The 25,565-nt window shown below is 69.7% G+C and carries 26 protein-coding genes, 1 tRNA gene and 1 pseudogene; 20 read left to right on the forward strand and 8 right to left on the reverse strand.

What is annotated here, in order from left to right:
- Nucleotides 1-49 precede the first annotated feature (49 nt).
- The 9 genes from ACFY7H_RS05105 (at nucleotide 50) to ACFY7H_RS05145 (ending at nucleotide 8,373) form a co-directional block, all read left to right on the forward strand.
- On the forward strand, nucleotides 50-592 hold the full coding sequence (locus ACFY7H_RS05105) for a hypothetical protein (RefSeq protein WP_388933229.1): 543 nt from the start codon (nucleotides 50-52) through the stop codon (nucleotides 590-592).
- Nucleotides 593-710: 118 nt separating this feature from the next.
- Nucleotides 711-1,268 carry a hypothetical protein gene (locus ACFY7H_RS05110; protein WP_388933232.1) on the forward strand — a complete coding sequence of 186 codons (558 nt, stop codon included), beginning with the start codon at nucleotides 711-713 and terminating at the stop codon, nucleotides 1,266-1,268.
- Nucleotides 1,269-1,327: 59 nt separating this feature from the next.
- A complete protein-coding gene (locus ACFY7H_RS05115; protein ID WP_388933235.1) occupies nucleotides 1,328-3,646 on the forward strand; it encodes a hypothetical protein in 2,319 nt (772 codons plus the stop codon).
- 13 nt (nucleotides 3,647-3,659) lie between these two features.
- The gene (locus ACFY7H_RS05120; RefSeq protein WP_388933238.1) at nucleotides 3,660-4,283 is read left to right on the forward strand and encodes a hypothetical protein; all 624 of its coding nucleotides are present in this window, start codon (nucleotides 3,660-3,662) and stop codon (nucleotides 4,281-4,283) included.
- Between the two features lie 29 nt (nucleotides 4,284-4,312).
- Nucleotides 4,313-4,939 carry a hypothetical protein gene (locus ACFY7H_RS05125; protein ID WP_388933241.1) on the forward strand — a complete coding sequence of 209 codons (627 nt, stop codon included), beginning with the start codon at nucleotides 4,313-4,315 and terminating at the stop codon, nucleotides 4,937-4,939.
- A 38-nt stretch (nucleotides 4,940-4,977) separates the two neighbouring features.
- The gene (locus ACFY7H_RS05130; RefSeq protein ID WP_388933244.1) at nucleotides 4,978-5,988 is read left to right on the forward strand and encodes a hypothetical protein; all 1,011 of its coding nucleotides are present in this window, start codon (nucleotides 4,978-4,980) and stop codon (nucleotides 5,986-5,988) included.
- Nucleotides 5,988-6,605: a hypothetical protein gene (locus tag ACFY7H_RS05135; protein ID WP_388933246.1), complete on the forward strand. Its 618-nt coding sequence runs from the start codon at nucleotides 5,988-5,990 to the stop codon at nucleotides 6,603-6,605. The genes ACFY7H_RS05130 and ACFY7H_RS05135 overlap by 1 nt, the downstream gene beginning before the upstream one ends.
- Before the next feature lie 160 nt (nucleotides 6,606-6,765).
- A complete protein-coding gene (locus ACFY7H_RS05140) occupies nucleotides 6,766-8,109 on the forward strand; it encodes a WhiB family transcriptional regulator (protein WP_388933719.1) in 1,344 nt (447 codons plus the stop codon).
- Between the two features lie 12 nt (nucleotides 8,110-8,121).
- Nucleotides 8,122-8,373, forward strand: coding sequence for a hypothetical protein (locus tag ACFY7H_RS05145; RefSeq protein ID WP_388933248.1), 252 nt, complete (start codon nucleotides 8,122-8,124; stop codon nucleotides 8,371-8,373).
- A 443-nt stretch (nucleotides 8,374-8,816) separates the two neighbouring features.
- On the opposite strand, the gene ACFY7H_RS05150 is transcribed toward ACFY7H_RS05145, so the two are convergent.
- The gene (locus ACFY7H_RS05150) at nucleotides 8,817-8,954 is read right to left on the reverse strand and encodes a hypothetical protein (RefSeq protein ID WP_388933250.1); all 138 of its coding nucleotides are present in this window, start codon (nucleotides 8,952-8,954) and stop codon (nucleotides 8,817-8,819) included.
- A gap of 78 nt (nucleotides 8,955-9,032) precedes the next feature.
- Nucleotides 9,033-9,458 (reverse strand): TetR/AcrR family transcriptional regulator, encoded by a 426-nt coding sequence (locus ACFY7H_RS05155; RefSeq protein ID WP_388933253.1) that lies wholly within the window; start codon nucleotides 9,456-9,458, stop codon nucleotides 9,033-9,035.
- Between the two features lie 36 nt (nucleotides 9,459-9,494).
- Here ACFY7H_RS05155 and ACFY7H_RS05160 point away from each other — a divergent pair, with 36 nt between their 5' ends.
- The 5 genes from ACFY7H_RS05160 to ACFY7H_RS05180 all read left to right on the forward strand — a co-directional run bounded on the left by ACFY7H_RS05160 (nucleotide 9,495) and on the right by ACFY7H_RS05180 (nucleotide 13,115).
- Nucleotides 9,495-9,788: a hypothetical protein gene (locus ACFY7H_RS05160; RefSeq protein WP_388933256.1), complete on the forward strand. Its 294-nt coding sequence runs from the start codon at nucleotides 9,495-9,497 to the stop codon at nucleotides 9,786-9,788.
- A gap of 53 nt (nucleotides 9,789-9,841) precedes the next feature.
- Entirely contained in the window at nucleotides 9,842-10,027 is a 186-nt protein-coding gene (locus ACFY7H_RS05165) for a hypothetical protein (RefSeq protein ID WP_388933258.1), read from the forward strand.
- 697 nt (nucleotides 10,028-10,724) lie between these two features.
- Nucleotides 10,725-11,726 (forward strand): hypothetical protein, encoded by a 1,002-nt coding sequence (locus tag ACFY7H_RS05170; protein WP_388933260.1) that lies wholly within the window; start codon nucleotides 10,725-10,727, stop codon nucleotides 11,724-11,726.
- Between the two features lie 438 nt (nucleotides 11,727-12,164).
- Complete coding sequence (locus ACFY7H_RS05175) at nucleotides 12,165-12,833, forward strand: DUF998 domain-containing protein (protein ID WP_388933262.1); 669 nt, start codon at nucleotides 12,165-12,167, stop codon at nucleotides 12,831-12,833.
- A 66-nt stretch (nucleotides 12,834-12,899) separates the two neighbouring features.
- Complete coding sequence (locus tag ACFY7H_RS05180; protein WP_388933264.1) at nucleotides 12,900-13,115, forward strand: DUF4287 domain-containing protein; 216 nt, start codon at nucleotides 12,900-12,902, stop codon at nucleotides 13,113-13,115.
- A 48-nt stretch (nucleotides 13,116-13,163) separates the two neighbouring features.
- Here ACFY7H_RS05180 and ACFY7H_RS05185 read toward each other — a convergent pair whose 3' ends face one another.
- The 3 genes and pseudogenes from ACFY7H_RS05185 to ACFY7H_RS05195 all read right to left on the reverse strand — a co-directional run bounded on the left by ACFY7H_RS05185 (nucleotide 13,164) and on the right by ACFY7H_RS05195 (nucleotide 14,807).
- On the reverse strand, nucleotides 13,164-13,964 hold the full coding sequence (locus ACFY7H_RS05185) for an alpha/beta fold hydrolase (RefSeq protein ID WP_388933266.1): 801 nt from the start codon (nucleotides 13,962-13,964) through the stop codon (nucleotides 13,164-13,166).
- Nucleotides 13,965-13,991: 27 nt separating this feature from the next.
- Nucleotides 13,992-14,567: pseudogene (locus ACFY7H_RS05190) on the reverse strand (RNA polymerase subunit sigma-70); the annotation flags it as partial.
- Between the two features lie 169 nt (nucleotides 14,568-14,736).
- Nucleotides 14,737-14,807: transfer RNA gene (locus tag ACFY7H_RS05195), tRNA-Gly, on the reverse strand.
- A gap of 468 nt (nucleotides 14,808-15,275) precedes the next feature.
- Here ACFY7H_RS05195 and dcd point away from each other — a divergent pair.
- Both dcd and ACFY7H_RS05205 read left to right on the forward strand, forming a co-directional pair.
- Nucleotides 15,276-15,863, forward strand: a complete 588-nt coding sequence (gene dcd / locus ACFY7H_RS05200) for a dCTP deaminase (protein ID WP_388933269.1) — start codon at nucleotides 15,276-15,278, stop codon at nucleotides 15,861-15,863.
- Nucleotides 15,860-16,357: a phosphoribosyltransferase gene (locus ACFY7H_RS05205; protein WP_388933271.1), complete on the forward strand. Its 498-nt coding sequence runs from the start codon at nucleotides 15,860-15,862 to the stop codon at nucleotides 16,355-16,357. The genes dcd and ACFY7H_RS05205 overlap by 4 nt, the downstream gene beginning before the upstream one ends.
- A 92-nt stretch (nucleotides 16,358-16,449) precedes the next feature.
- Here ACFY7H_RS05205 and ACFY7H_RS05210 read toward each other — a convergent pair whose 3' ends face one another.
- The 3 genes from ACFY7H_RS05210 to ACFY7H_RS05220 all read right to left on the reverse strand — a co-directional run bounded on the left by ACFY7H_RS05210 (nucleotide 16,450) and on the right by ACFY7H_RS05220 (nucleotide 21,127).
- Nucleotides 16,450-17,406 carry a YIP1 family protein gene (locus ACFY7H_RS05210; RefSeq protein WP_388933273.1) on the reverse strand — a complete coding sequence of 319 codons (957 nt, stop codon included), beginning with the start codon at nucleotides 17,404-17,406 and terminating at the stop codon, nucleotides 16,450-16,452.
- 278 nt (nucleotides 17,407-17,684) lie between these two features.
- Complete coding sequence (locus tag ACFY7H_RS05215; protein ID WP_388933276.1) at nucleotides 17,685-20,423, reverse strand: (Fe-S)-binding protein; 2,739 nt, start codon at nucleotides 20,421-20,423, stop codon at nucleotides 17,685-17,687.
- 110 nt (nucleotides 20,424-20,533) lie between these two features.
- Nucleotides 20,534-21,127 carry a sugar transferase gene (locus ACFY7H_RS05220; RefSeq protein WP_388933278.1) on the reverse strand — a complete coding sequence of 198 codons (594 nt, stop codon included), beginning with the start codon at nucleotides 21,125-21,127 and terminating at the stop codon, nucleotides 20,534-20,536.
- A gap of 220 nt (nucleotides 21,128-21,347) precedes the next feature.
- Here ACFY7H_RS05220 and dnaK point away from each other — a divergent pair, with 220 nt between their 5' ends.
- From dnaK to ACFY7H_RS05240, 4 genes are read left to right on the forward strand one after another with little or no spacing between them, the layout of a single operon-like run.
- Nucleotides 21,348-23,192 (forward strand): molecular chaperone DnaK, encoded by a 1,845-nt coding sequence (gene dnaK / locus ACFY7H_RS05225; protein WP_388933281.1) that lies wholly within the window; start codon nucleotides 21,348-21,350, stop codon nucleotides 23,190-23,192.
- The gene (gene grpE, locus ACFY7H_RS05230) at nucleotides 23,192-23,854 is read left to right on the forward strand and encodes a nucleotide exchange factor GrpE (protein ID WP_388933285.1); all 663 of its coding nucleotides are present in this window, start codon (nucleotides 23,192-23,194) and stop codon (nucleotides 23,852-23,854) included. Before dnaK ends, grpE begins: the two co-directional genes overlap by 1 nt.
- A gap of 39 nt (nucleotides 23,855-23,893) precedes the next feature.
- Nucleotides 23,894-25,069 (forward strand): molecular chaperone DnaJ, encoded by a 1,176-nt coding sequence (dnaJ, locus tag ACFY7H_RS05235; protein ID WP_388933287.1) that lies wholly within the window; start codon nucleotides 23,894-23,896, stop codon nucleotides 25,067-25,069.
- 1 nt (nucleotide 25,070) lies between these two features.
- Entirely contained in the window at nucleotides 25,071-25,535 is a 465-nt protein-coding gene (locus ACFY7H_RS05240; protein ID WP_388933290.1) for a heat shock protein transcriptional repressor HspR, read from the forward strand.
- Nucleotides 25,536-25,565: the final 30 nt, after the last annotated feature.

Consider the following 25,565-nt stretch of genomic DNA (forward strand, 5'->3'; position numbering starts at 1 on the left):
GCGCGCCTCAGACATCCACTTGCGCTTCCCCCGTACTCCAGGAGTGACCATGCGTTTGACCAAGACCTTCACCGCCGTGACCGCGGCCGTCGGGCTGACGGCACTGACCGGCTGTGGCGGGCAAGGGGAGGGCGGGCCGCTGTCAGCCCTGGGCCTGCCGAAGGCGGAGAGCATCGCCGGTATCGAAAGGCTGATCAACAACGGCGGCACCTGCCGCGAGCTCGAGGCGGGCCGCATGGGGAAGGACGCCGACAAGCGCCTCAAGGAACCCTCGTTCGCCGTCAAGGAGACGGCGACCTGCAAGGACGAGCGGGGCAAGTACGCCACCCTGCTGCTCCTGTCCGACATGAAGAAGTTCCAGGAGGCGAACCAGAAGGCCCTGCAAGGCGACGCGGACTTCGACACGGGCTATTTCGTCGGGCAGGACTTCGCGGTCATATCCGGCAGCGACGACGGCGCCAAGGGCCTGAAGCAGGCCGGGCTCTTCCTGATGTCCTGCAATGCCAAGTTCAGGGCCGAAATCCCCAGCGGCTACAAGGTCAACGAGGACCTCGTCAAGGGTTGCTTCGTGACCGACCACCTCCCCTCGTAGCCCACAGGCCGTTCCAGCCCGCGCCCCGTCGAAGAGCGGCCGGCCGAGGCGGAGCCGGCTGCCTCGCGGTAGCGGCGCGCCTTCAGCCCAGCACCACCCACCTATCCCAGGAGACCCCATGCGCACGTCCAGGACCCTTACCGCCGCAGCCGCTCTCACCGCGCTCGCGGCCCTTACGGGCTGCGGCGGTGAGGGAGAGGCCGAAACCGGAAGCGGCGGCAAGAGCCTGCCGAAGGCGAAGGACGTCGCCGCGATGGAGCGCTTCGTCAACCAGTACACCCAGTGCAATGACCTGGAAATGAACCCGCCGGAGAAGCGGCACGGCGGCACGGCGTTCGAAGCCGTCCCCAAGGGCGCCGAAGCGGGCGTGAAGGAACAGGTGTACTGCGATGCCGAGAAGGGGCACATGGCCCTGGTCGCCATCTCCGACATGAAGAAGTTCCAGCAGGCGCTCAAGGCGAACGCCGACGCCGGCAAGGAGGGCGATGCGATCGCCTTGGTCGGGGCGGACTTCGCCGTCATTCCCAACGAGGGCGGCGGCCTGCGCGAGCTGAAGTCCTCCGGACTCCTCGTCGCCTCCTGCAACGCCAAATACAACAGCGAGATCCCCAGCGGCTACATGAAGCGCGATGCCAAGGTCGCGGGCTGCATCCTGACGGACTACCTCCCCGCGTAGCCCACCCCGCCGCCTCCCCACTCGTCCGATGCGGAACTCCAGAAGGAAGCTGATTGCCCGTGCGCCGTAGCGCCAAGCCACGTGGAGATCTCTCCGCCCGCCCCTCGCCCCTCGAACGGGTGAAGGCGGCCGGGCGTGCGGTGCGGATCGGCGCATTTCTGATGTTCGCGCTGTTCTCGTTGACCATGGCCGTGCCCGGCCCGGCACGCGCCATTGACTTCGCCTGTTCCTTCACGGGCGACGACAACTACCAGATGGACAACCCGGGCCACATCGAGTCGGTTTTCCCGGCCGTCAAACAGTGGGAGAAGTCGCGCCCCAAGACCCTCAACGACACCACGGGTCTGTTCGACGGGGCTGCCGAACTGCCCCAGGGCTACGAGTACTACACGATGTACGAGCTCGCCGGCATGCGTGGCATGAACTGGTCCATGACCATGCGCGGCCGGGGAGACGCCTCCCAGGACGAAGGGTTCCTGGATTTGAACGCCAACGGCGCGGACACCTGTTCTATCATGGACTTCGTCAACAACGGCATAGCAGACACGGTGTTCGACCTCACCAAGCTGCTCACCCGCGCGGGCATTTCCATCAAGGAGTACGCCTCCAACCCCAGCCCGCTCGCCGGTCTGTACGAGGGCCGCAACAATGTCGTGACGACGCTCAAGAACAACCTATTCGTACCAGCGGTTCCCGTCATGATCGCTCTCACTGGCTTCTGGGTGTTCGGCAAGTGGCGCAAGAATCAGATGCGAGAGGCCTGGTCGGGCATCGGCTGGGCGTCCTTGACCACCATCGCCGTTGTAGTCATGCTCACCGGCGGGAACTTCGAGAAGTTCATCGATACGGCCGACTCCGGCATCGCCCAGGCCAACGCAGCGCTCAGCGAGGCGGTTCTCAGCGGACTCTCCGGAAGCGCACAGCCCCCCTGCGACCTGCCGGCAAACAAGCAGGTGGAAAACCGGGGCGTCCGCATCAACAGCTGCGCCATGTACGACACGCTGGTGTTCCGTCCTTGGGCCTTGGGTCAGTTCGGCGAAGCCGGCACTGACTGCATTTTCCGGCAGAAAGAGGGCAGCATCAAGGACGGTGTGTGCGCCCCGACGTCGCACGACGACAAGTGCTATTGGGGCGTCAAGGGAAGCGCGCGCTGTGAGGACCTCCGCATTCGCCAGCTGGTGTCCCAGGCCCGGACCAACAAGGAGATCGGCAAGGACCTCAAGAAGTACGAGGACGAATGGATCCCCATCCGCTACGACATCGCGGGAGGTAAGGGATCGAACAACAGCAAGGCGGACCAGTACATCTACCCGGTCACCTTCGACCAGTGGGCCGGCAGAAACGCCGGGGACCGGATCGGGATCGCCTTCTATTCGCTGATCGCCGCGCTGATTGTCGCCATCATGGTGATGGTGCTCAGTGCGCTCACCCTGTTGTGGCACGCCGTGACGCTCATCATGATCATCATGCTGCCGCTGATCGCCACGTTGGGTATCCACCCTTCGCAGCAGAAACTGCTCAAGGGCTGGCTCCAGACGTTCATCCACAGTTTCGTTCTCAGAGCCGGCTTCGGCGTTGTCCTGACCGTGCTGCTCGTGCTGTACCAGATGATCCTGCCGTCCAGGATCTCCCTCGGTATGCAGCTGCTGATGCTGCTGCTGGTCACCGTCGCCGTCGTGATGATGCTGAAGAAGCTGCTGTCGGGGGCCTACAGTCCGCAGATCGCTGGGGCAGAGGATTCCCTGGGCGTCGGGGACATGGCGAACACGGTGGGCGGCAAGCTGGGCCAGTACGCCCCTGGGGCCGTGGTCGGCGCCGCGAAGGCGACGGGCCGTGTCGCCGGCGGCACGGCGAAGGTGGCGAAGAAGGGCACGCTGGCCGCTGCACGGACCTACGACAACAAGAAGAACGACGGTCGGTGGCAGAAGGAAGGCAAGCTTTCCACCCCCCAGCCCTCCAAGCGTGAACAGCGCAAGACCGCTTACCAGACCGCAACGGTCCAGAAGGACCAGCTCGCGGAGCAGTACGCGGCAGTCGAGGCCAAGCGAGAGCGGCAAGCCGCAGAAGCTGACCAGGCCCAGAGCAGCGGCGGCCGTCTCGTCGGCGGTGGTACGCCGTCGGCCTACGTGCCGCGGCCGCAGCCCGCACCGCCCCTGCCGGCACCGGCACCGGCCCCCGCGCCCGCCGTTCCCGCGCAGCAGGACCCCCTGTCCTCACGGGGCCGGGTCAACACGCCGGACAACGGACCCGCGCGCCAGCAGTCGCGTGTGCCCGCGCCCGCGCCCGAGCCGCGCGCCACGCCGACACCGCCCGCCCCGCCGACGCTGCCCACCCCGCCGCCGCCGCGGGACGGCGGTGACGGCCGGGTGTCCCAGTAGGAAGACCTGAGCCATGACAAGCATCATCACCGACCACCCGTCTCAGGAGCTCGCCGTCGAGCTGGGCGCGCTCCTGCAGGTGGACTGGCGTGCCGTGTGGCCAGGCGTCCCGGACGGTGAGGCCGAGCGCGCCGAGTGGTGCGCGGGCTTCGGCTGGGAGCCGCTGTGGTCCCAGTCGGGCCTGTGGGTTCGTACGCGGCGGGGCGGCCGCCTGCACCTGGCCTCACGGGCCGGCCTCGGCCGGCCCGTGACCCGGGCGTCGTACACGGTCTGGAAGGTCGCGGAGGGTGCGCCCTCCGACGGTGAGGCGGTCCTGGCCACCGCCCTCGACCGCTACGCGGCCCACCTCGCCCGTGTGACCGCCGCGTTGGGCGCACCGGGCTGGGAGGGCGCCTGGGACAGCCCGGACTTCCCGGAACCGCCCGCGCCGGGCCGGTGGGGGGACGCCGAGGAGCGGCGGGAGCTCCGCGCCCCGTACCGGCTGGCCCAGTGGAGCTACCCCAATCCGCTGGCCCCGGTGATCGTGCTCGCCCTGGACCACCGGGAGGGCGGGTATTCGGGGGGTGGGACGATCTCTCTCACCTTCCACGGGCCGGCCGACCCGAAGGCCCTCGACGGCCCCGGTTGGCTGCTGTGACGTACGAGACGCGAGAAAGCGAGCACGACATGGGAACGCCCTTCGAACCGCCGGTGAACCGCACCCCGCAGGAACTCGTCACCGAGCTGCGGGGGCTGACCGACGTCCACTGGGAGACGGTCTGGAACGGCCCGCCGCTGCCCAGCCAGGGGTTGGACGAGTGGTGCGCCCAGTTCGGCTGGACGCCGACCCAGTTCGAGTACGTCCTCAACGTGGTCACGCGGACCGGGGGCACGATGACGCTGAACGCGCTGGGAGGCAGCTGGGCGCCCGTGCAGAGTCTGTCGCACTGGGTGTGGGGCTCGTTGTCCGTCACCCCTGAGGACAACGCCCAGGTGCTGAACGAGGCCGACGAGGCGTGGCCCCTCTACCGCGACGCCGTGTCCTCGGTGCTCGGCGCACCGGCCTGGGACGGCGCCTGGGACTCGACGGACTTCCCCGACGAGCTCGGAGAGTACGCCGTGCCCAAGCTGGAGAGCCGCCTCAAGTACAAGCGCCCCTACCGCATCGCCTACTGGGAGCTCAACGCTCCGGACGGCGCACTCGCCAGCCTGACCATCACCCCCGCGACGGGTACCGCCGACGGGTCCCGTCCCGGAGCGGTCAACATGAGCCTCGACGTGTATCCCCGTCCGTTGAAGGCCGGGCGACGGTGAGCTCGGAGCCGATACCGGAACACATAGCGGAAGGCGCCTTGGCGCGGGCCCACGCCCGTGAGCTGGCAGCCAAGGACGCCCGGCTCGACCCGGACGCCGTGGTGGAGCAGATCTCGGCTTCCGCCGTGGCGGCAGGGCTGAAGGACATCGTGCTGGACGACGGCAAGTCGCTGCTGTCCAAGGAGAGGCAGTACATCGACGCCCTCGCGCGGGACAAGGCGAAGCTCACTCCGCCTGAAGGGGCCAGGCCGATCAGCGCCTTCTGGTCGCACGGCCTCGAGCACCCGGACGCGCCGAAGAACGACAAGGGCGTGCACTTCCTGTCCCAGCGCTTCATCGCGGAGCAGTGGGCCGCCGAGCAGAACACGATCAGCGCCGGCTCCGCCCAGACCCTGGAGACGACCCAGGGCGGCCGCGAGCTGGATGGCATGTTCCTGTGGGAACCGGCGATCATCCGGGCTCTCGGTGGTGAGAAGGCGGGCTTCGGCCCGGGCTACGCCAAGGCCAAATGGGACGAGATCTCCGCGACGTACGGCGGGCTGGCCGAAGGCCGGGTGGTGGTCTTCGCGGACGTCGGCAACACCCGGGCGGTCCTGCACCAGAAGGAGCTCGGCACGCTCTGCCGGAACGAGAACGTCGGCCTGCACAACATCCACTTCGTGTACGAGGCCCCCCAGTCATGGCCCGAGGTGACCCGGGCCGAGGCCGGCACGAACGCCGTGCGGGCCGTCGCGCAGTTCGACAACAAGGACCTCCCCCGCTACATCGACCCGTACGCCTTCGCGGCCGACACCCCCGAGGCCCGCAAGGCGAAGATCGACAATCTGATGGAGGCCGTGGCCCCGGCCCAGGCACAGGCCCCCGCCGTCGAGGCGCCCGAGCCGCAGGCCGCGCCGAAGCGCCTGCCCAGCCCGCTCTGGCAGATGGGCTTCCAGCAGCCGACCACCATCACCCGGCGCGAGACCGCCGGACCGGCCTCCGGAGCTGAAAGCGCGGGCGCTCCGGCCCTCACCCTCCGCGCCCCCGCAACAGGTATGGACGGTCCGTGATGACCCCGCGCCCCTCCCTCGACTCCTTCCGCCGCCTGCTCCGTCAGGAGCGCGACGACGCGTGGGCCGTGCGGCTGCTCCGCCGGATCGTCTTCGGCATCGCCGGCGCCTACACCCTCTTCATGCTCGCCTCGACCAGCATGGCCTCGTTCATCACGATGGCCGCGCTGCTGGCCCTCGCCGCGCTGGTGTGGCTGCTGCGCCGTCGCGGCCAGCTGCTGCTCGGTCTCGCCTCGACCATCGTCACCGCCGCGATGACCGGCTACCTGGCGGCCGCGGGCGACATCGCGCGTGGCTCCTCCGGCGGACTTCTCAGCGGCCAGGCGGTCTTCGGCTACTGGGCGCTCGGCGGTATGGCGCTGCTGGGTGCCTGGATGCTCAAGCGTCCCAGGGGGCGCCGGGGCGTGACCGTCGTACTGGCCGACGTACTGCTCGTCGGTGCGTCCGGGGTGGGCATGGTGGCGCCGCTGTACGGCGTACCCCTTGGATTCCTTGGCGTCGTAGGCGTTCTGATGCTTCGTAGCGGAACGTTCTCCGGCGTTAACCGGCGTGAACCCAGGCTGGAGCGCCGGGGTCTCCGCCGGATCGCGGCAGCCGCTGACACGGATGCGCGGTGAACTGGTGGCCCGGCATTTCCGTTGTGTAATAAGTGGCACACAGCAGGTGGTACGGCTTTGCCGCTGCCAATTGCCCTACTCTAGAGTCCCCGTTGGTCACAAAGAACATCGGGGGACTTCTTTCATGGCGAGGACAGCGATGAGAACCCGGCCGGCATCGATGCTGCCGGTCACCACGACGCTTCTGCCTTGCCAGCGGCGGCCCGACATCTTCGCGGAGCCGCTCCTGACACGTCCGTCCGCGGGTGCTCCGGAACTTCCCTTCCGCATGCGGCGGAGCCAGGCCCTCACCCATGCGGCCCGGCAGCTGTGCTTCTCCTGCCCCGTGTGGGCCGCATGCCTGCAGGGCTCTGTCGTCCGGTCCGATCCGGGCGGCTACGCCGCCGCCACCACGGAGCAGGACCGGCGCTGGATCCGCAGGTGGCTGCACATCGGCGACAGCCGGGGACGCTTGACCGCCACCGCGTCCGCCACGGGCGACGGCCGCGGTGAAGCGGTTGAAGCAGCCGCGGTACTCGACGCGTTCAGCGCCCTCCAGGAGCACCGGGCACGCCGGCCATCGGGTTCCGGCCAGGGGCCGGTTCCCACCCAGCGGCAGGAACCGGCACAGCACTTCCCGGCGGACCGCCGACCGCGCACCGACACGGACGAGATATCGAAGGCGGGCGCTCCGGCCCTGTCGGGAGCACGGATCGCCTACTCGCTCGCCGACCCGGCCCTGGCCATACAGAAGGCCGTGCTCGGTCCGCTGGCGTCCGCCACGCTCCCCATGCTCAAGGTCACCGAGCAGCTCGCCGGGATGCTCGCGTTCATTCCGTCCGCCGCCGTGGCGCCCGAGTTCCTCGCCGCGGTCACCCGGACCCGCATGAGCCTGGAGTCCTGGCGTGCGGCAGCAGGCGACGAGACCGCCTACGAGGTGACGGACAGCGCCCTGACCGGTTCCGTGAGCATCGAGCTCGCGACCAACGACCCCGTCGCCGCGCTGCGGCAGGACATCTTCGAGCCCCTGCTGCGCCGCCTGGCCGACTCGCTGCACCATGTGGAGGCCATCACGGCGGTGCTCGTCCCCGCAGCCCACACCGCGGACCCGGCCGCCGTCGCCCACGCCCGGAATCTGGCGGCCGTACTGGAAGCGGTGCGCGAGCTCGGCTCCCACCTGGAGCGCTACCAGCCCCTCACTCCGCGCCAGGACCACGGCGAGGGCCACGCGGGCATCCAGTGCGACAATCGCCCGCACCACTCCGCCACGTGGGCGGGCGGGTCCGGTCCCTGGGGCGTCCCCAGCCTGCGGCGCGCTGTGGAGACGGCGGTCTCCTCCTTCCCGGGTCACTTCACCAGCCGCGACGTGGTCGGGGCGCTTCCCCCGGGCGCCTACCAGGACGCGGGGAAGTCGGTCAGCAACGCCCTGTCCGCCATGGTCAAGGCGGGCCGACTCCTACGGGTCTCGCGCGGCACCTACACCGCGAACCGGCCGTCCACCGGCGAAGCCGTCCCGAACTCCTGAAAGGCAGTGGCCGTGCAGCCCACCCCTCCGGTCGCGGAAGTCCGCGTCTTCTCCCACCACGCGGGCCTGATCGACGAGGTCCCCGTGACGGCCCCGCCCTTCGGCAACATCCAGGACGTCGTCATCGGCATCCTCCAGCAGCGCGCCCAGCAGCTCGGCTTCCCGACCCCCGCTGTGATAACCGACGACCGCTACGGCGGTGCGGTCCGCCTCCTCATCCACCCCGACGGCAGCACCGAAGCCCTGCCCGACGCCCACCCCTGACCGCGGTTCCGCAGGATGCGTCCACGCCCCGTCGCTTCCCTGGCCCACGAAGGTCTCGGAAACGGCCCTGTCCGGGCAACGGGCCACCTCGGCAGCCGGACCGGCGCCGATCCGCGCGGCGCCGGAATCCGCGGTACTGCCTGGAATCCGGGTCGATGCGACATCAGCCGGCGGTATCGAGTCATGGGTACGGGCGGCCCGTGACAGGTCGAAGGTCCAGCTGAGACAGGCTCGTGGAGCCTGATGCCTTGGGGCCGGGCGGCAGAACGCCGCCTGTCTGACTGCCTCGTCGGCCCCCTTGCTGACCGCTGTTTACCGTCCCGACTGGCACGTTGTGGCACGACCCCCCATGCGGGGACAGGAACCTGCCCCTCGAAGTCCGTCGTAGCAGTTGCTCTCCGCGAGGTCCGCTGTCGGTGCCGGCCGGCGCGGGAGCCGTCGTCTTACGGGCTGTCCGCCTCGTGTTCCCTGATCGCTGCCTCTACCAGGGCGCGCGCCGCCCAGGTGATGGCCTCCTCCTCGGCCTCCGGGCCGAGACCGCGGACGTTGCGCAGGGCGATCTGCGCCTCCCAGCCGACCACGATGGTCAGGGCCGAGATCAGCCGCTGGTACGACTCCTGGCTCAGGGTGTCGCGGAGCGGTTCGCAGGCCTGCTCCAGTCACTGGATCCGGCGGGGGCCGCGGCGCGGTCCGGTCGGCTCCGGAGTCTCGCCTGCCGGTTGATCGACGGTCAGGCGGATCAGTCGGCGGCCGAGGGGAAGCGACTGCGATGAGTACTTCAACAGCGTCCTTATGAGGGCGTCCACCCGGCCCGCGGGGTCGCCGGCCAGTGCGGGGTCGTTCAGCGCTTCCTCGACCGGGGGCTCGTTGAGCGCGCCGGCGGTCGCGTCGATCAGCAGGTGGTCGAGGCTCGGGAAGTACGCGTAGACCGTGCGCCGCGACACGTCGGCGGCGGCCGCGATCTCGTCGATGGACGGCGTCGCTCCGCCGGCGCTCAGCCGGACCGCCGCGTCGACGATCGCCTTGCGGGTGCGGCGGCGCTGCGCTTCACGGCCGCCGCGGCGGACCGGATCGTCACTGGTCATCGTGGCCTCTCGCTCCCGGAGCGGGTCGGTGGGGTCTTGACGCCCCCCTCGGCGGCGCCGTCGGGCCTGCCGCTGCGGATGAGTTGCCAGGCCGCGATGCCGATGGGCGCGCGCGCCGCCGACACGGTGTGGTTCAACATCGACGGCCGCCTGGGCGCGAAGCTCAAGGAGGCGGTGTGCACGGGCGTCGTCAAGCACCTGGCCGACGAGGCGGGCAAGCCCGGCGCGTACCGCCTGCACCGCGTCTCGGGAGGCGCCACGCGCCAGCGACTGCTCCAAGCCAAGCAGGCGGGGCAGGCCGAAGCGCCGGTGGCAGTGGCCGCGCTGTGAGCATCGGGGCGCAAGGCGACGACAGGGTGACGTTCGGCCGTTTCCACGATGCCGTGAACAGCGGCGATCTGGAGGTCATCTCGAAGACGATCGACGAGGTCGTCGAGCCGGACGTGCTGTTCCACGCGCCGATACCGACAGCTGTGATGGGGGCGCAGGCACTCAAGCACGTGTGCTTCTCCCAGATGCGGCAGCCCGGCATGCTTCCCGGAGCCGGCCAGGGGGGAGGCGCCGACTGAGCGAGCCGACGATGGGGCATGAGCACCCTTACCGCCCAGCACCAGCAGGCAACCCGGCACTCTGTTGTCGCAGTTGCGGCACGTGCATGGCGTGCGTGCCCGGGAGGTCTGGGCAACAAACAATGCCCCAGGTCGCTGACCTGGGGCCTTGTCGTGGAGCGGATGACGGGAATCGAACCCGCGCTATAAGCTGGGGAATCTATGGCGCGGAAATTGTTCGTATGGGTTCTGACCGCTGTTGACCGCTCCTAAGGGCACGGTTGGGGCACGCCCCGACGATGGTGGCCACGAGCGGGCTGAGTCGCCCGGGATGCCTACGAGTCGGCGCCGCGGGTCGGCGGCTGTCGCCCCCGGACTGCTTTCGCATCCGTTCAGCCGCATGGGCTCGTCGACCGGGCCATGGGGTCCCATCCTTCTTGGTCACCGAGGCCGCGCAGCCAGAAGGCCTGGCCGGCCTCGGCTTCCACCAGAAGCTGTGCGGGTCGCCTGTCGTCAAGTGAGGCCCGCAAAGGTGCGCTGGCGAGGGAGCGGAGGCGGTCGAGTCCGTGGATGTCCGTGCCAGTGCCTGTCATCCGTGGTCGGTCGTCATCCGCACTGTCAACTGCCCGTCATTACCCCTGAGGTAATCGTTTTCTCTGGCGCTTTCGAAGAATCTTGATCAATCGAAGCGATCAAGCGATCACGAACGGGGAACGACATGAACATGCGGCGGTACACGCGCACCGGAGTGTTCGCGGCGGCCACTCTCCTCGCAGGCCTCACGTTCGGTGCCGCGCCGGCCACCGCCACCGCCGAGGGCAGCGAGTGCGCCGAGGTCCGCGAGAAGGTAGACCGGCTCGAAGGGCGGATCACCTCGAACGCCTGCGCCTTCATGAAGCGGCAGATCGTCTTCGGCGAGGCTCCCAGCGTCCAGACCTACCTGGACATCTTCGACGAGGAGGCCAGCCTCTGGGAGGCCGGCGGCAAGCCCCAGCGCGGCCACGAAGTGATCGGAGCCTCGATCAGCAACTCACTCCGCCTTGTGCCGGACCTCCGCTACCGCGGCACGAACGTGGTCGCCGACGGCGCCGTGATGATGTTCGGCCAGCAGAACACGGTCACCCTCAAGGGCCACAAGGTCAGCTACCCGCAGATCGCCCGCAACGTCCTCGGCGATGACGGCAAGACCATCCAGGCCCGCCGCTACTACGACCGCTACGAGCTGTTCCAGGTCTTGCCCGAGTCTCAGCGGCCCCGCCCCCTCTTCGCCGGCATCGCCGACCCGGCCGGCCCCGGCCCGCGCGGAGCGGCCCCCGACCGGTTCCACGCCCAGGAAATCCCCGCCCGCCTCGCCGCCTGGAACAGCGGGGACGCTGCCGCGCTGGCCGCCCGTACCGGCAACGCCAAGCTGGCCGGGCCCGGCCTGGACCGGTCGCTGACCTCCCAGGAGGGCAAGACCGCCTACCTGCAGCGGCTGTTCGAGAACGCCGACGTCGAGTTCAAGGCGGGCCAGGTCGCCTTCGGCCGCACCACCACCTACGTCGAGTGGCATGGCACGATGACCGACCGCAACGGCACCGACCCCAAGGGCACCGACATCCCCTTCGGGATCGTCGAGCGCATTGGCCCGAAGGGCGAGTGGGAGCTCTACTTCGACACCCTGCCGGTGATCGCGGACGAGGACGAGATCCGCGGCCTGTTCAAGGCGCTCGCGAGCTAGGTGCGGTCGTGCACCGGCCGCTCCCTGAGCTGGCCTCCGGCCCGCCGGAACAACTGCGGTTCAGTGTGAACTAAGGATGTCGGTGGTGAGACAACGAAGAAGGCCCAGGTCATTGACCTGGGACTTCTTGCGAGAGCGGATGACGGGAATCGAACCCGCGCCATAAGCTTGGGAATCACCCGGCACTTGGGCACGCAAAGGGCATCTGACCCGCGGGAACTTCCGTTCAGGCTCGCTACCTGGCCGTTGCCTCGACCCCCTTGTTGTCCGCTGGTTACCGCGTCTACTGGCACGTTGTGGCACGCCCTTCTCGGCGGCGCGAGCGCGGGGGAACCGTTCCGGATCATGTGTGATCCAGTGCACATCGCCGGGAGCGATGACTTCTCCCCTTGCCGTCGGTCATATGAGCGAGACCACCGAGGCAAGGAAGGCCCCGCTATGACCCACACGCTGACCGCCCCCAACGACATCGCCTTCGCCGCTCCCGCACCGCGCCCGGCGGCGCGGTGGGCGGTGGCCGGCGGCATGTTGGCGGGCCCGCTGTTCCTGGCGGCCGGACTCGCCCAGGGCGTGGTGCGGGACGGCTTCGACTTCACCCGGAACGCGATCAGCCAGCTCGCCCTCGGCGAGTCCGGGTGGATCCAGACGTTGAACTTCCTGCTCGCAGGCGCGCTGTTGCTCGCCGGGGCGGCGGGATTGCGGCAGGTACTGCGCGGCGCACCGGGAGGGACCTGGGGCCCGGTCCTGGTCGGCGCCTTCGCCGTTTCCTTCTGGGTCGCCGCGGTCTTCCCGGCCGACGCCGGGGCGGGCTTCCCTGCCGGTGCCCCCGAGGCGACCGTGATGAGCGGGCACGGCGCCGTCCACATGTTCGGCGGAATGGCCGGCTACCTCGCCCTGTCCGCCGCGTTCGTCGTCCTGGCCCGTGCGCTCGCATCCCGGGGTCTGCGGGGCTGGGCCGTCGCGACCCGCCTCGTACCGGTGGTCGTCCTCGCGGGTTTCATGGCCTCGGCCGTCTCCGTCCTGGCCTTCACCGCCGGTGCGGGACTCGGCCTGCTGTGGCTGACCGCAGTGGCAGCCCGGCTGGCCGGCACCCCGGTGAACCACTAGCGGACCGCCTCTCCCCTGGCATCATCGACACCATCAAGATCATTTCGATACGGAACGAGAGCACCCATGACCGACGCCGTGAAGGGTCCTGCCAGCTATTTCCCGTCCATCGAGAAGAAGTACGGCCGTCCGATCGCCGAGTGGAAGGACCTCATCCGCACTTCCCCGCTGACGAAGCACATGGAACTCGTCAACTGGCTCAAGTCCGAGCACGGCCTGGGCCACGGTCACGCCAACGCCCTCGTCGCCCACACGCTCGCCGAGGAGAACACCGGTCAGTGAACGGGATCGTGGTCCCGCAGCCCGGGCTTCTGGCTGGCTGGCGGGAGATCATGTGACGTCCTCAAGGAACCCATGGAGTACGCGCCTCAGGACGTCCGGCCGCTCCAGATGAACGTCGTGTCCCGTGCCGGGGACGCTCAAGGCCACGGTCTGCGGCCGTCGCCGGAGCATCTCGTCGATCTCCTCGGGCGGGATGATGCCGGACCGGCCGAGGACGGCCAGGGTTGGGCAGGCCACCCTCGACCACTCGTTCCAGAAGGACCGTTGGGCGTTCTCCGCCACCGACGCGACCATCACGTCGTAGTCGAAGCGTGGCCACCAACCGCCGTCGCGTTCCTTCAGGCCGGCCGCCCAGCCCTCGCCGACCGGACCGCCGCCGAGGAATGCGACGGCGGCTTCCCGCGACGGGAACGGCCTGGGCCAGGAATCGAGCCAACTCGATATCTCTTCCTGCACGTTCCGGTTCGGCCCACCCGGCCCCGCCTCCACCAAGACGAGCGCGCGGAACAGCGCGGGGTGTGCGGCGGCGGCGAGCATGGCCGTGTGGCCGCCCAGCGACTGACCTACCAGGACGGGCTGTTGGAGGCCGAACTGTTCGAGTACGGCGACGACATCCGCGACGTACGCGGCACGTGAGACATCCCGCGGGCGGCGCTCGCTGGCACCGTGGCCGCGCTGGTCGACGGCGATGACGCGGTACCGGGGGCTCAGGTCCCGGGCGATGGCGTCCCATTCGCCCGCATGCCCGGCCAGCCCGTGCAGCAGGACGACAGGCACCCCAGATCCGCCCCAGTCACGGCAGGAAATACGGACGCCCTCACGGATGACGGTGTGCTCTGACCAGGTCACTTACAGGGTCCTTCAGATGGTGGATCGGGCAGGGGCACTGGGGTCGGCGACGGGGCCGCGGTGCGCGGCGAGGGTGGCTCTGGCCCGCTGCAGAGCGCTGTTGACCGAGGCGACGGTCGAGCCGTGCAGCTCAGCGACTTCGCGGGCCGAGAAGGTCAGCACGTCCCGGAGGATCAGCGTGGCCCGCTGTTTGGGCGGCAGGTGCTGGAGCGCGGCGACGAACGCCAGCCGTACCGACTCACTCGCAGCCGTCGCCGCCTCGGGGTCCCCGCCGGGACAGGGCTCGATCCACAGGGCGGCCTCCTCCGGCGCTCCCGGGGGCGAGGCTCCGGGGGAAGGCTCTGAGAGGTCCATCGGCTGGGCCCGCCGCCTGCCCGCGGCCAAGGCGTCCAAGCACACGTTGGTAGCGATTCGGTAGACCCACGACCGCAACGACGAACGTCCCTCGAACTGCTCGACGTTCCGCCAGGCCCGGACCATCGTCTCCTGCACGGCGTCCTCGGCCTCGGCGTACGACCCCAGCATCCGGTAGCAGTACCCGGTCAGTTCTCCCCGATACTTCCCAAGCCCGTCCGTCGCCCCTCGCGCCACGGTGTCCCGCATGCCGCCCCCCTCAGGCCTCGCAGGGTCGACTCCCTTGCCAAGGCTGCGGCAACGATACGCACGACGAAGATCCAGATCACCTGAGAGGCCCCCGTCGGGGGCTTGAGTCTCCCCGACAGGTCTAGACAACGACGAAGCCCCAGGTCGCTGACCTGGGGCTTCGCAGAAGAGCGGATGACGGGAATCGAACCCGCGCTATAAGCTTGGGAAGCTCATGTTCTACCATTAAACTACATCCGCAAGTGGGCCAGCTGCCTGGATCCCTACCGTTGCACACTGTACCCCATGATCGACCCCCGGTGAATTCACCCGTCGGGGTCGTTCTCGTTTCCGGGGTGCAGGAGGGTTCGTGGGGGCGGGAGTTGGGGCGTACCGTGGGGGTGCGGAGCGGCGGCTGGAGTGGGTCCCGATCATCCCCTAATGTGGCGATTCATCGCAGTACGGCTCGTTGGGGAAAGGGACTCGATGGAGCACACAGTCGTCCGCTGTGCCGAAGGGCATGTTTTCAACACCGCTTCGTTCCCGTTGCAGCACCTCGGTGCCGGCCGGATCGGCCCCGGGCGGCTGCTGCGCTGTCCGCGGTGCGCGCGGCTGCGGCACGCGGTGCCCGTCGGCGGCGTCAAGCGCTAGGGCGGCGGGCCGGTAGTCACGGGCGCGCGGGTTCCTTCCCGATTGGGGCGGCCCGCGCGCTCTGCGTATCCTCGGGACGTGCTTCTCTCCGACAAAGACATCCGGGCCGAGATCGACAGCGGACGGGTTCGCATTGACCCGTTCGACGAGTCGATGGTGCAGCCCTCCAGCATCGATGTGCGTCTCGACCGGTTCTTCCGGGTCTTCGAGAACCACCGCTACGCGCACATCGACCCCGCCGTCGAGCAGCCCGACCTGACCCGCATGGTCGAGCCCGAGGGCGACGAGGCCTTCATCCTGCATCCGGGTGAGTTCGTGCTCGCCTCGACGTACGAGGTGATCTCGCTGCCCGAGGACATCGCCTCCAGACTGGAGGGGAAGTCCAGCCTGGGCCGCCTCGGTCTGGTGACGCATTCGACGGCCGGTTTCATCGATCCCGGGTTCTCGGGTCACGTGACCCTGGAGCTGTCGAACCTGGCCACTCTGCCGATCAAGCTCTGGCCGGGCATGAAGATCGGGCAGCTGTGCATGTTCCGCCTCAGCTCGCCCGCGGAGTTCCCGTACGGCAGCGAGCGGTACGGATCCAGGTACCAGGGGCAGCGCGGGCCGACCGCCTCGCGTTCCTTCCAGAACTTCCACCGCACCCAGGTGAGGCACGAGGCATGAGCGAAGTACGCGAGAACCTGAGCTACGAGGGCTTCGGCCGGGCCGTTCGCGAGCTGGCGCAGACGATCGCCGACGACGGCTACGAGCCCGACATCATCCTGAGCATCGCCCGCGGCGGGGTGTTCGTCGCCGGCGGCCTGGCGTACGCGCTGGACTGCAAGAACATCCACCTGGTGAACGTGGAGTTCTACACCGGTGTGGGCACCACGCTGGAGATGCCGGTCATGCTGGCGCCCGTGCCCGAGGCGATCGACTTCACCGACAAGAAGGTCCTCATCGCCGATGACGTGGCCGACACCGGGAAGACACTCAAGCTCGTCCACGACTTCTGCCTCGGCCACGTCGCCGAGGTGCGCTCCGCCGTGATCTACGAGAAGTCCCACTCGCTCGTGCAGTGCGAGTACGTGTGGAAGCGCACCGACGACTGGATCGAGTTCCCCTGGTCCGTCCAGCCGCCCGTGGTGAAGCGCGAGGGCCAGGTCCTCGACGCCTGATGTGCTAGTACGGAGTACGGAGTACGAGGAAGGGCCCGCCGCGCGACTCGCGCGGCGGGCCCTTCCTCGTACGGGTGCGTACCGGGCGGCGGCTAGAGCGTGCCCAGCTTGATCATCGAGAGCAGTGCGACCAGCTGGATCGCGGACGCGCCCAGCGCCTTCTGCCAGGGCAGGTCGTGCGACTTGCTGACCATCGAGGTGAAGAGCGCACCGGCCGCCAGCCAGGTCACCCAGCCCAGCACCTGCACCACCATGTTGTCGCCGCCCAGGAACACCGCCACCAGCAGGCGCGGCGCGTCCGTGATGGACATGACCAGCATCGACAGGCCCACCGTCGGCTGCCACGCGCCGTCACCGCCCAGCTGGCGGGCCAGGGTGTGGGTCACCGCGCCGAGGATCAGGCCGCAGAGGACGAAGGCCACGCCGGCGCTGAGGATGATCGGGATGACCTGGGTGAGGGTCGCCTTGATGGCGTCCTCGCGGGCCTTGTCGAAACCGAAGACCGCGAGCATGCCGTAGACGAAGGTCACGACCAGCGCAGGACCCCAGACGGCGTAGTCCCGCATCTGGAAGAAGGTCGGCCCCGGCCGCAGCACGATGCCGCGCAGCAGGTCCTTCCAGTGCAGCCGCGGCCCGACGGGGGCCGCGGAGGCCGCGCCGGCCTGGTACGTCGCGCCCTGGCCGTATGGGTCCTCGCCGACCGAGAACGCCTGGGTGTGGCCCGGGTCGTTCGCGTACGAGGACCCGTGCGGGGCCGCGTACGGGGCGTGCGGCGGCTGCGGCTGGGCGTACTGGCCGTGCTGGCCGTGCTGGCCCGCGGGGCCCGGCTGGCCGTACGGGTCGAAGTACTCCGGCTCGCCGTGGTCGCCCGTGGCGCCCTGGCCCGGCCAGTGCTGCTGCGGCGGCGGGCCGGCGGGCGGGTAGGGCTGATGGCCGTACGGCGTCTGCGGCGCTTGCTGCTGACCGTACGGCTGCTGCCGCGGGGTGTGCGGGGGTTGCTGCGGGGGGCGGTTGTCGTCCCTGCCGCGTCCGATCCTGAATCCAGCCACGTGATCGAAAGTACCTGCTCCGCCGGGCGGCCGTGGCCGGGCCACCGGAACCGGCGGCCTTTGCGGCTGACCTGTGACATCCCCTAGGGGGAGTGGGGGGAGGGGGATTTGGGCTGTTGTGCGGGCTTGTGGGTCGGTTCGCTGCGCGGCCGACGGAATGCGTACGTATCGGGGCCGTAGATCGAACCGGCCCTTGCCCCTCCCGGAACGCGGAACGGCCGGTCCCCCGTACGTACGGGGAACCGGCCGTCTCGCTCGCTGTCCTGGCGGGCCTGCGGTTACTTGGCCGCCTCGGACTTCGTCCCGCCCTTGTCCTCGGCCTCGGGAGCCTCGGGAGCCTCGGCCTCGTCGGCCTTGGGCTCGGCGTCAGCGTCGGCCTTCGGCTCGGTCTTCGCCGCGATGTCGGCCTCCGGCTTCGCCGGGGCTGCCTCGGGCTCGGCGGCCTCGGCGTCGGTGTCGGCCTTCGGCTCGGCCTCGGAGGCCTCGGCCTTCGGCTTGGCCTCGGCCGGAGCCTCGGTCACCGTCTCCGCCTCGGCCTTCGGCTCGGCCTCGGCCTCCACCGGAGCGGCCTTGGGCTCGGTCTCCGCCTCCGCCTTGGCAGCCGCCTCGGCTGGAGCGGCCTCCTCCTCGGCAGCGGCCTCGGCTTCCGCCTTGGCCTTCGCCTTGGCTTCCGCCTCTTCCTTGGCCTTCGCCTCGGCAGCCGCCTCGGCTTCCGCCTTGGCCTTCGCCTCGGCTTCGGCAGCCGCCGCGGCAGCCGCTTCGGCCTCCGCAGCGGCGGCCGCCTCGGCCAGCTCCTCCTCCGTCGGCTCCGGGGCCTTCACCGACTCCAGCAGCAGCTGCGCCACGTCCACGACCTGGACGGATTCCTTCGCCTTGCCGTCGTTCTTCTTGCCGTTCACCGAGTCGGTCAGCATCACCAGGCAGAACGGGCACGCCGTCGACACGATGTCCGGGTTCAGGGACAGGGCCTCGTCGACGCGCTCGTTGTTGATGCGCTTGCCGATCCGCTCCTCCATCCACATCCGCGCGCCACCGGCGCCGCAGCAGAAGCCCCGCTCCTTGTGGCGGTGCATCTCCTGCTGACGCAGCCCCGGCACGGCCGACATGATCTCGCGCGGCGGCGTGTAGACCTTGTTGTGCCGGCCCAGGTAGCAGGGGTCGTGGTACGTGATCAGGCCGTCGACCGGCGTCACCGGCGTCAGCCGGCCCTCGTCGATCAGGTGCTGGAGCAGCTGCGTGTGGTGGATGACCTCGTACTCGCCGCCCAGCTGCGGGTACTCGTTCGCGATGGTGTTAAAGCAGTGCGGGCAGGTGGAGACGATCCGCTTCGCAGACTTCGGCTTCTTCGTCGACGGGTCGTCGTCGTCCTCGCCGAAGGCCATGTTCAGCATGGCCACGTTCTCCTGGCCCAGCTGCTGGAACAGCGGCTCGTTGCCCAGACGGCGCGGCGAGTCACCGGTGCACTTCTCGTCGCCGCCCATGATCGCGAACTTGACGCCGGCGATGTTCAGCAGCTCCGCGAAGGCCTTCGTGGTCTTCTTCGCCCGGTCCTCCAGGGCACCCGCGCAGCCGACCCAGTACAGGTAGTCGAACTCCGAGAGGTCCTCCGCGTCCTTCCCGATGATCGGGACCTCGAAGTCGACCTCCTTCGTCCACTCCACGCGCTGCTTCTTGGCCAGGCCCCAGGGGTTGCCCTTCTTCTCCAGGTTCTTGAGCATCGTGCCCGCCTCCGACGGGAACGCGCTCTCGATCATCACCTGGTAGCGGCGCATGTCGACGATGTGGTCGATGTGCTCGATGTCGACCGGGCACTGCTCCACGCACGCACCGCAGGTGGTGCAGGACCACAGCACGTCCGGGTCGATGACGCCGTTCTCCTCGGCGGTGCCGATCAGCGGGCGCTCGGCCTCGGCCAGGGCCGTGGCGGGGACGCCGGCGAGCTGCTCCGCCGTGGCCTTCTCGTTGCCCTCCATGTCCTTGCCGCCGCCCGCGAGCAGGTACGGCGCCTTCGCGTGCGCGTGGTCGCGCAGCGACATGATGAGGAGCTTCGGGGACAGCGGCTTGCCGGTGTTCCAGGCGGGGCACTGCGACTGGCAGCGGCCGCACTCGGTGCAGGTGGAGAAGTCGAGGATGCCCTTCCAGGAGAACTGCTCGACCTGGGAGACGCCGAAGACGTCGTCCTCGCCGGGCTCCTCGAAGTCGATCTCCTTGCCGCCCGAGGTCATCGGCTGGAGGGCGCCGAGCGCCGTCGAACCGTCGGCGTTGCGCTTGAACCAGATGTTCGGGAAGGCGAGGAAGCGGTGCCAGGCCACACCCATGTTGGTGTTGAGGCCGACGGTGATCGCCCACGTCATGGTGACGCCGAGCTTGATCATGGCGGTCAGGTAGACGAGGTTCTGCAGGGTGCCGTGGTCGAGTCCGTTGAACGCGGCGACGAGCGGGTACGAGGCCCAGTACGCCGCCTCGTAGTGGTCGACGCCGTGGATCGCGCCTTCCAGGCCGCGCAGGGTCATGATCGCCAGGCCGATGGTGAGGATCACGTACTCGACGAAGTACGCCTGGCCCGCCTTGGAGCCGGCGAAGCGCGACTTGCGGCCGGCCCGCGAGGGCAGGTTCGCGAGGCGGATGCCCATCAGGGTCAGGATGCCGAGCGTCGTGAACAGCGCGATGAACTCGGTGTAGAGCTCGTAGGGCAGCCAGCCGCCGAGGACGGGCAGGACCCAGTCGGCCTGGAAGAGCTGGCCGTACGCGGTGACGATCGTCAGGCCGAGGGTCAGGAAGCCCACGGCGACGAACCAGTGGGCCACGCCGACGACGCCCCAGCGGTTCATGCGGGTGTGGCCGACGAACTCCTTGGCCAGGGTCAGGGTGCGCGCCGTGGGGTCGTCCGTGCGGCTGCCCGCCGGTACGGGTTGGCCGAGCTTCACGAACCGGTAGATCTGCGCCACGGCTCGGGCGATCAGCGCGACGCCGACCACGGTCAGGACCAGCGACACGATGATCGCGGCGAGTTGCATGGGAGGGCTCCTCGGGCGGGACTTACTAAGCGGTAACTTATTGAGTCAAGGCTTGAGGTTACCCAGTTCCCGCGCCGCACTGTAGGTGAGCGTGCGGTGATCTGTGTCGCTCAGGCTTGCCTCTGTCGGTAGGCCGCCCGAGGGGTCTTCGCGAGGATCGCGAGATCCATCCCCAGCCAATGGCTCTCCACATAGTGCCGGTCCAGCAGCACCATCTCCTCCCAGGGTAGGTCGGAGCGGGCGCTGACCTGCCACAATCCGGTCATTCCGGGACGTACGAGCAGCCGTTCGGGGTGGTCGGTACGCGGCTCCGGGCGCGGCCCGACCAGCGACATCTCCCCGCGCGCCACGTTGAGCAGCCGCGGCAGCCCCTCCAGCGCGCACCGCCGCACCAGCGCGCCCGCCCGCCCCGCGTCCTCGGTGCGCAGTCGCCAGGCGCCGAACGGCCGCCCGCCGAGCCCGAGCGCGGGTTCGCGTACGAGGACCCGCGCGCGGGAAGCCGCGTACAGGGCGGCGGCCGCCACCAGCAGCGGGGCGGCGCACACCGCCAGCAGCAGCGCGGCCCCGATCAGGTCGCAGACCCGCTTGGCCGGCGGCCGGGCCGGCCACCGCGGCGGGAGCCGGAGCCACAGCCGCAGCCCCGGCGGGAGCCGGAGCCACAGCCGCAGCCCCGGCGGGGCGGGGAGGGGGAGGAGCGAAGGCATGCCAGCACGCTGCCGGACGCCCGCGGCGGCCCGGCCGCGCCGCGCGGCGCGCCCCGGGTCCGGAACCCGTTCGGGCGTGCCCCGCGGTAGGGGCCGCGGGGTGGGCGTGAGCGTAGGGGGAGCCTAAAGGTTGAGCCCCCTCGGCTCACCTCTGTTGACGCTCGCTCGGCCTTGGGGCATCCTTGAGTCTGTTCCACTCAAGTCAGCTGGAGGAATCGAAATGGCACGTGCGGTCGGCATCGACCTGGGCACCACTAACTCCGTCGTCAGCGTTCTCGAAGGCGGCGAGCCCACCGTCATCACCAACGCCGAGGGTGCCAGGACCACGCCGTCCGTCGTCGCCTTCGCCAAGAACGGCGAAGTCCTCGTCGGCGAGGTGGCCAAGCGCCAGGCGGTCACGAACGTGGACCGGACCATCCGCTCCGTCAAGCGCCACATGGGCACTGACTGGAAGATCAACCTGGATGGCAAGGACTTCAACCCGCAGCAGATGAGCGCCTTCATCCTGCAGAAGCTGAAGCGCGACGCCGAGGCGTACCTGGGCGAGAAGGTCACGGACGCGGTCATCACCGTCCCGGCGTACTTCAACGACTCCGAGCGCCAGGCGACGAAGGAGGCCGGCGAGATCGCCGGTCTGAACGTCCTGCGCATCGTGAACGAGCCGACGGCCGCCGCCCTGGCCTACGGTCTCGACAAGGACGACCAGACCATTCTCGTCTTCGACCTCGGTGGCGGCACCTTCGACGTGTCGCTCCTGGAGATCGGCGACGGTGTCGTCGAGGTCAAGGCCACCAACGGTGACAACCACCTCGGTGGTGACGACTGGGACCAGCGCGTCGTCGACTACCTGGTGAAGCAGTTCCAGAACGGCCACGGCGTCGACCTGTCCAAGGACAAGATGGCGCTCCAGCGTCTGCGCGAGGCCGCCGAGAAGGCGAAGATCGAGCTGTCCTCCTCCACGGAGACCTCGATCAACCTGCCCTACATCACGGCCTCCGCCGAGGGTCCGCTGCACCTGGACGAGAAGCTCACGCGCTCGCAGTTCCAGCAGCTCACCGCGGACCTGCTCGACCGCTGCAAGACCCCGTTCCACAACGTCATCAAGGACGCCGGCATCCAGCTGTCCGAGATCGACCACGTGGTCCTGGTCGGCGGCTCCACCCGCATGCCGGCTGTCGCCGAGCTCGTCAAGGAGCTCACCGGCGGTCAGGACGCCAACAAGGGCGTCAACCCGGACGAGGTCGTCGCCATCGGCGCCACCCTCCAGGCCGGTGTGCTCAAGGGTGAGGTCAAGGACGTCCTGCTCCTCGACGTGACCCCGCTGTCCCTCGGCATCGAGACCAAGGGCGGCATCATGACCAAGCTCATCGAGCGCAACACCACGATCCCGACCAAGCGGTCGGAGATCTTCACGACGGCCGAGGACAACCAGCCGTCCGTGCAGATCCAGGTCTACCAGGGTGAGCGCGAGATCGCGGCGTACAACAAGAAGCTCGGCATGTTCGAGCTGACGGGCCTGCCGCCGGCCCCGCGCGGCGTCCCGCAGATCGAGGTCTCCTTCGACATCGACGCCAACGGCATCATGCACGTCACGGCCAAGGACCTCGGCACGGGCAAGGAGCAGAAGATGACCGTCACCGGCGGCTCTTCGCTCGGCAAGGACGAGGTCGACCGCATGCGCCAGGAGGCGGAGCAGTACGCGGAGGAGGACCTGCGCCGCAAGGAGGCCGCCGAGTCCCGCAACCAGGGCGAGCAGCTCGTCTACCAGACGGAGAAGTTCGTCAAGGACAACGAGGACAAGGTCCCGGCCGACGTCAAGGCCGAGGTCGAGGCCGCCGTCACCGAGCTGAAGGAAAAGCTCAAGGGCGAGGACACCGCCGAGATCCGCACCGCGACCGAGAAGCTCGCCGCGGTCAGCCAGAAGCTCGGCCAGGCCATCTACGCCGACGCCCAGGCCACCCAGGCCGCCGGTGACGCGGGCCAGGCCGGCGCGGCGGACGCCGCCGACGACGTGGTCGACGCCGAGATCGTCGACGACGAGAAGCCGAAGGGCGGCGCTGCCTGATGTCGGAGGAGACCCCGGGTTTCGACAAGGAGCCTGAAGTCCCCACCGGCGCCGGCGCTGACGACGCGGAGCCGAAGGCCGCCGACTCCTCCACGGAGGGCGAGGCGGCCCCGGCCGGGGACAAGGCCCAGGATGTGGCGCTGCTGGCGCAGCTGGACCAGGCCCGTACCGCGCTCGGCGAGCGCACCGCGGACCTCCAGCGGCTCCAGGCCGAGTACCAGAACTACCGCCGCCGCGTGGAGCGGGACCGGGTCGCCGTCAAGGAGATCGCGGTCGCGAGCCTGCTGACGGAGCTCCTCCCGACCCTGGACGACATCGGCCGGGCGCGGGAGCACGGCGAACTGGTCGGCGGCTTCAAGTCGGTGGCCGAGTCGCTGGAGACCGCCGCCGCCAAGATGGGGCTGCAGCAGTTCGGCAAGGAGGGCGAGCCCTTCGACCCGACGATCCACGAGGCCCTGATGCACTCGTACGCGCCGGACGTCACGGAGACGACCTGCGTGGCGATCCTGCAGCCGGGGTACCGGATCGGCGAGCGCACGATCCGCCCCGCGCGGGTCGCGGTGGCCGAGCCCCAGCCGGGCGCGGCTCCCGCCGCGAAGTCCGAGTCCGGTGACGGCGACACGCCGTCCGACAAGGACACGGATGCCCCCGACGAGGGCTGACGCACACCATGTAGGGATCCGAGAGGAGGGACACCCGGGATGAGCACGAAGGACTTCGTCGAGAAGGACTACTACAAGGTCCTCGGTGTCCCGAAGGACGCCACCGAGGCCGAGATCAAGAAGGCGTACCGGAAGCTCGCCCGCGAGTTCCACCCGGACGCCAACAAGGGCGACGCCTCGGCCGAGGAGCGCTTCAAGGAGATCTCCGAGGCGAACGACATCCTCGGCGACGCCAAGAAGCGCAAGGAGTACGACGAGGCCCGCGCGCTGTTCGGGAACGGCGGCTTCCGCCCGGGCCCGGGCGGCGGCGGCTCGTTCAACTTCGACCTGGGCGACCTGTTCGGCGGTACGCAGCAGGGCGGCCAGGGCGGCTTCGGCGGCGGCCTGGGCGACGTCTTCGGCGGCCTGTTCGGCCGCGGCGCCGGCACCGGTGCGGGCCCCCGCACCCAGCCGCGCCGCGGTCAGGACATCGAGTCGGAGGTCACCCTCTCCTTCACGGAGGCCGTGGACGGCGCGACCGTCCCGCTGCGGATGTCCTCGCAGGCCCCCTGCAAGGCCTGCTCCGGCACCGGCGACCAGAACGGCACCCCCCGGGTGTGCCCGACCTGCGTCGGTACCGGCCAGGTCTCCCGGGGCAGCGGCGGCGGCTTCTCGCTGACCGACCCCTGCGCGGACTGCAAGGGCCGCGGCCTGATCGCGGAGACCCCCTGCGAGGTGTGCAAGGGCAGCGGGCGCGCCCGCAGCTCCCGCACCATGCAGGTCCGGATCCCGGCGGGCGTCTCCGACGGCCAGCGGATCCGGCTGCGCGGCAAGGGCGCGCCGGGCGAGCGGGGCGGCCCGGCGGGCGACCTGTACGTGGTGGTGCACGTCGGCACGCACCCGGTGTTCGGCCGCAAGGGCGACAACCTCACCGTGACGGTCCCGGTGACCTTCGCGGAGGCCGCTCTTGGCGCCGACATCAAGGTGCCGACCCTGGGCGGCCCCCCGGTCACCCTGAAGCTCCCCCCGGGCACTCCCGGCGGCCGCACCATGCGGGCCCGCGGCAAGGGCGCCGTCCGCAAGGACGGCACCCGCGGCGACCTGCTCGTCACGGTGGAGGTCGCGGTTCCGGCGGAGCTGTCGGACAAGGCCCGCGAGGCCCTGGAGACGTACCGGGACGCGACCGGGTCCGAGGACCCGCGCGCCCTCCTGTTCGAGTCCGCGAAGGGAGCATGACATGGACGGCCGCCGACGACAGCCCCGCTTCGGCGAGGGGGCGTACCAGCTCACCGACGAGACCCCGGTCTACGTGATCTCGGTGGCCGCCCAGCTCTCGGGCCTGCATCCGCAGACCCTGCGCCAGTACGACCGCCTCGGCCTGGTCTCCCCTGACCGTACGGCCGGCCGTGGCCGGAGGTATTCGGCCAGGGACATCGAACTGCTCCGCACGGTGCAGCAGCTGTCCCAGGACGAGGGCATCAACCTGGCGGGGATCAAGCGGATCATCGAGTTGGAGAACCAGGTGGCCGCGCTCCAGCAGCGCGTCGCCGAGCTGTCCGCCGCCGTGGACGGTGCGGCGGCCGCCCTCCGGGCCCGCGAGGCCCAGGTGCACGCCTCGTACCGCCGCGACCTGGTCCCGTACCAGCCGCCGGTGCCGGGCAACGCACTGGTCGTCTGGCGCCCCAAGCACACCGGCGACTGACCACCGAGCGCCCTGAAGGCCCCGTCAGCC

It is taken from the genome of Streptomyces sp. NPDC012794 (assembly GCF_042901085.1).
Classification (GTDB): Bacteria; Actinomycetota; Actinomycetes; order Streptomycetales; family Streptomycetaceae; genus Streptomyces.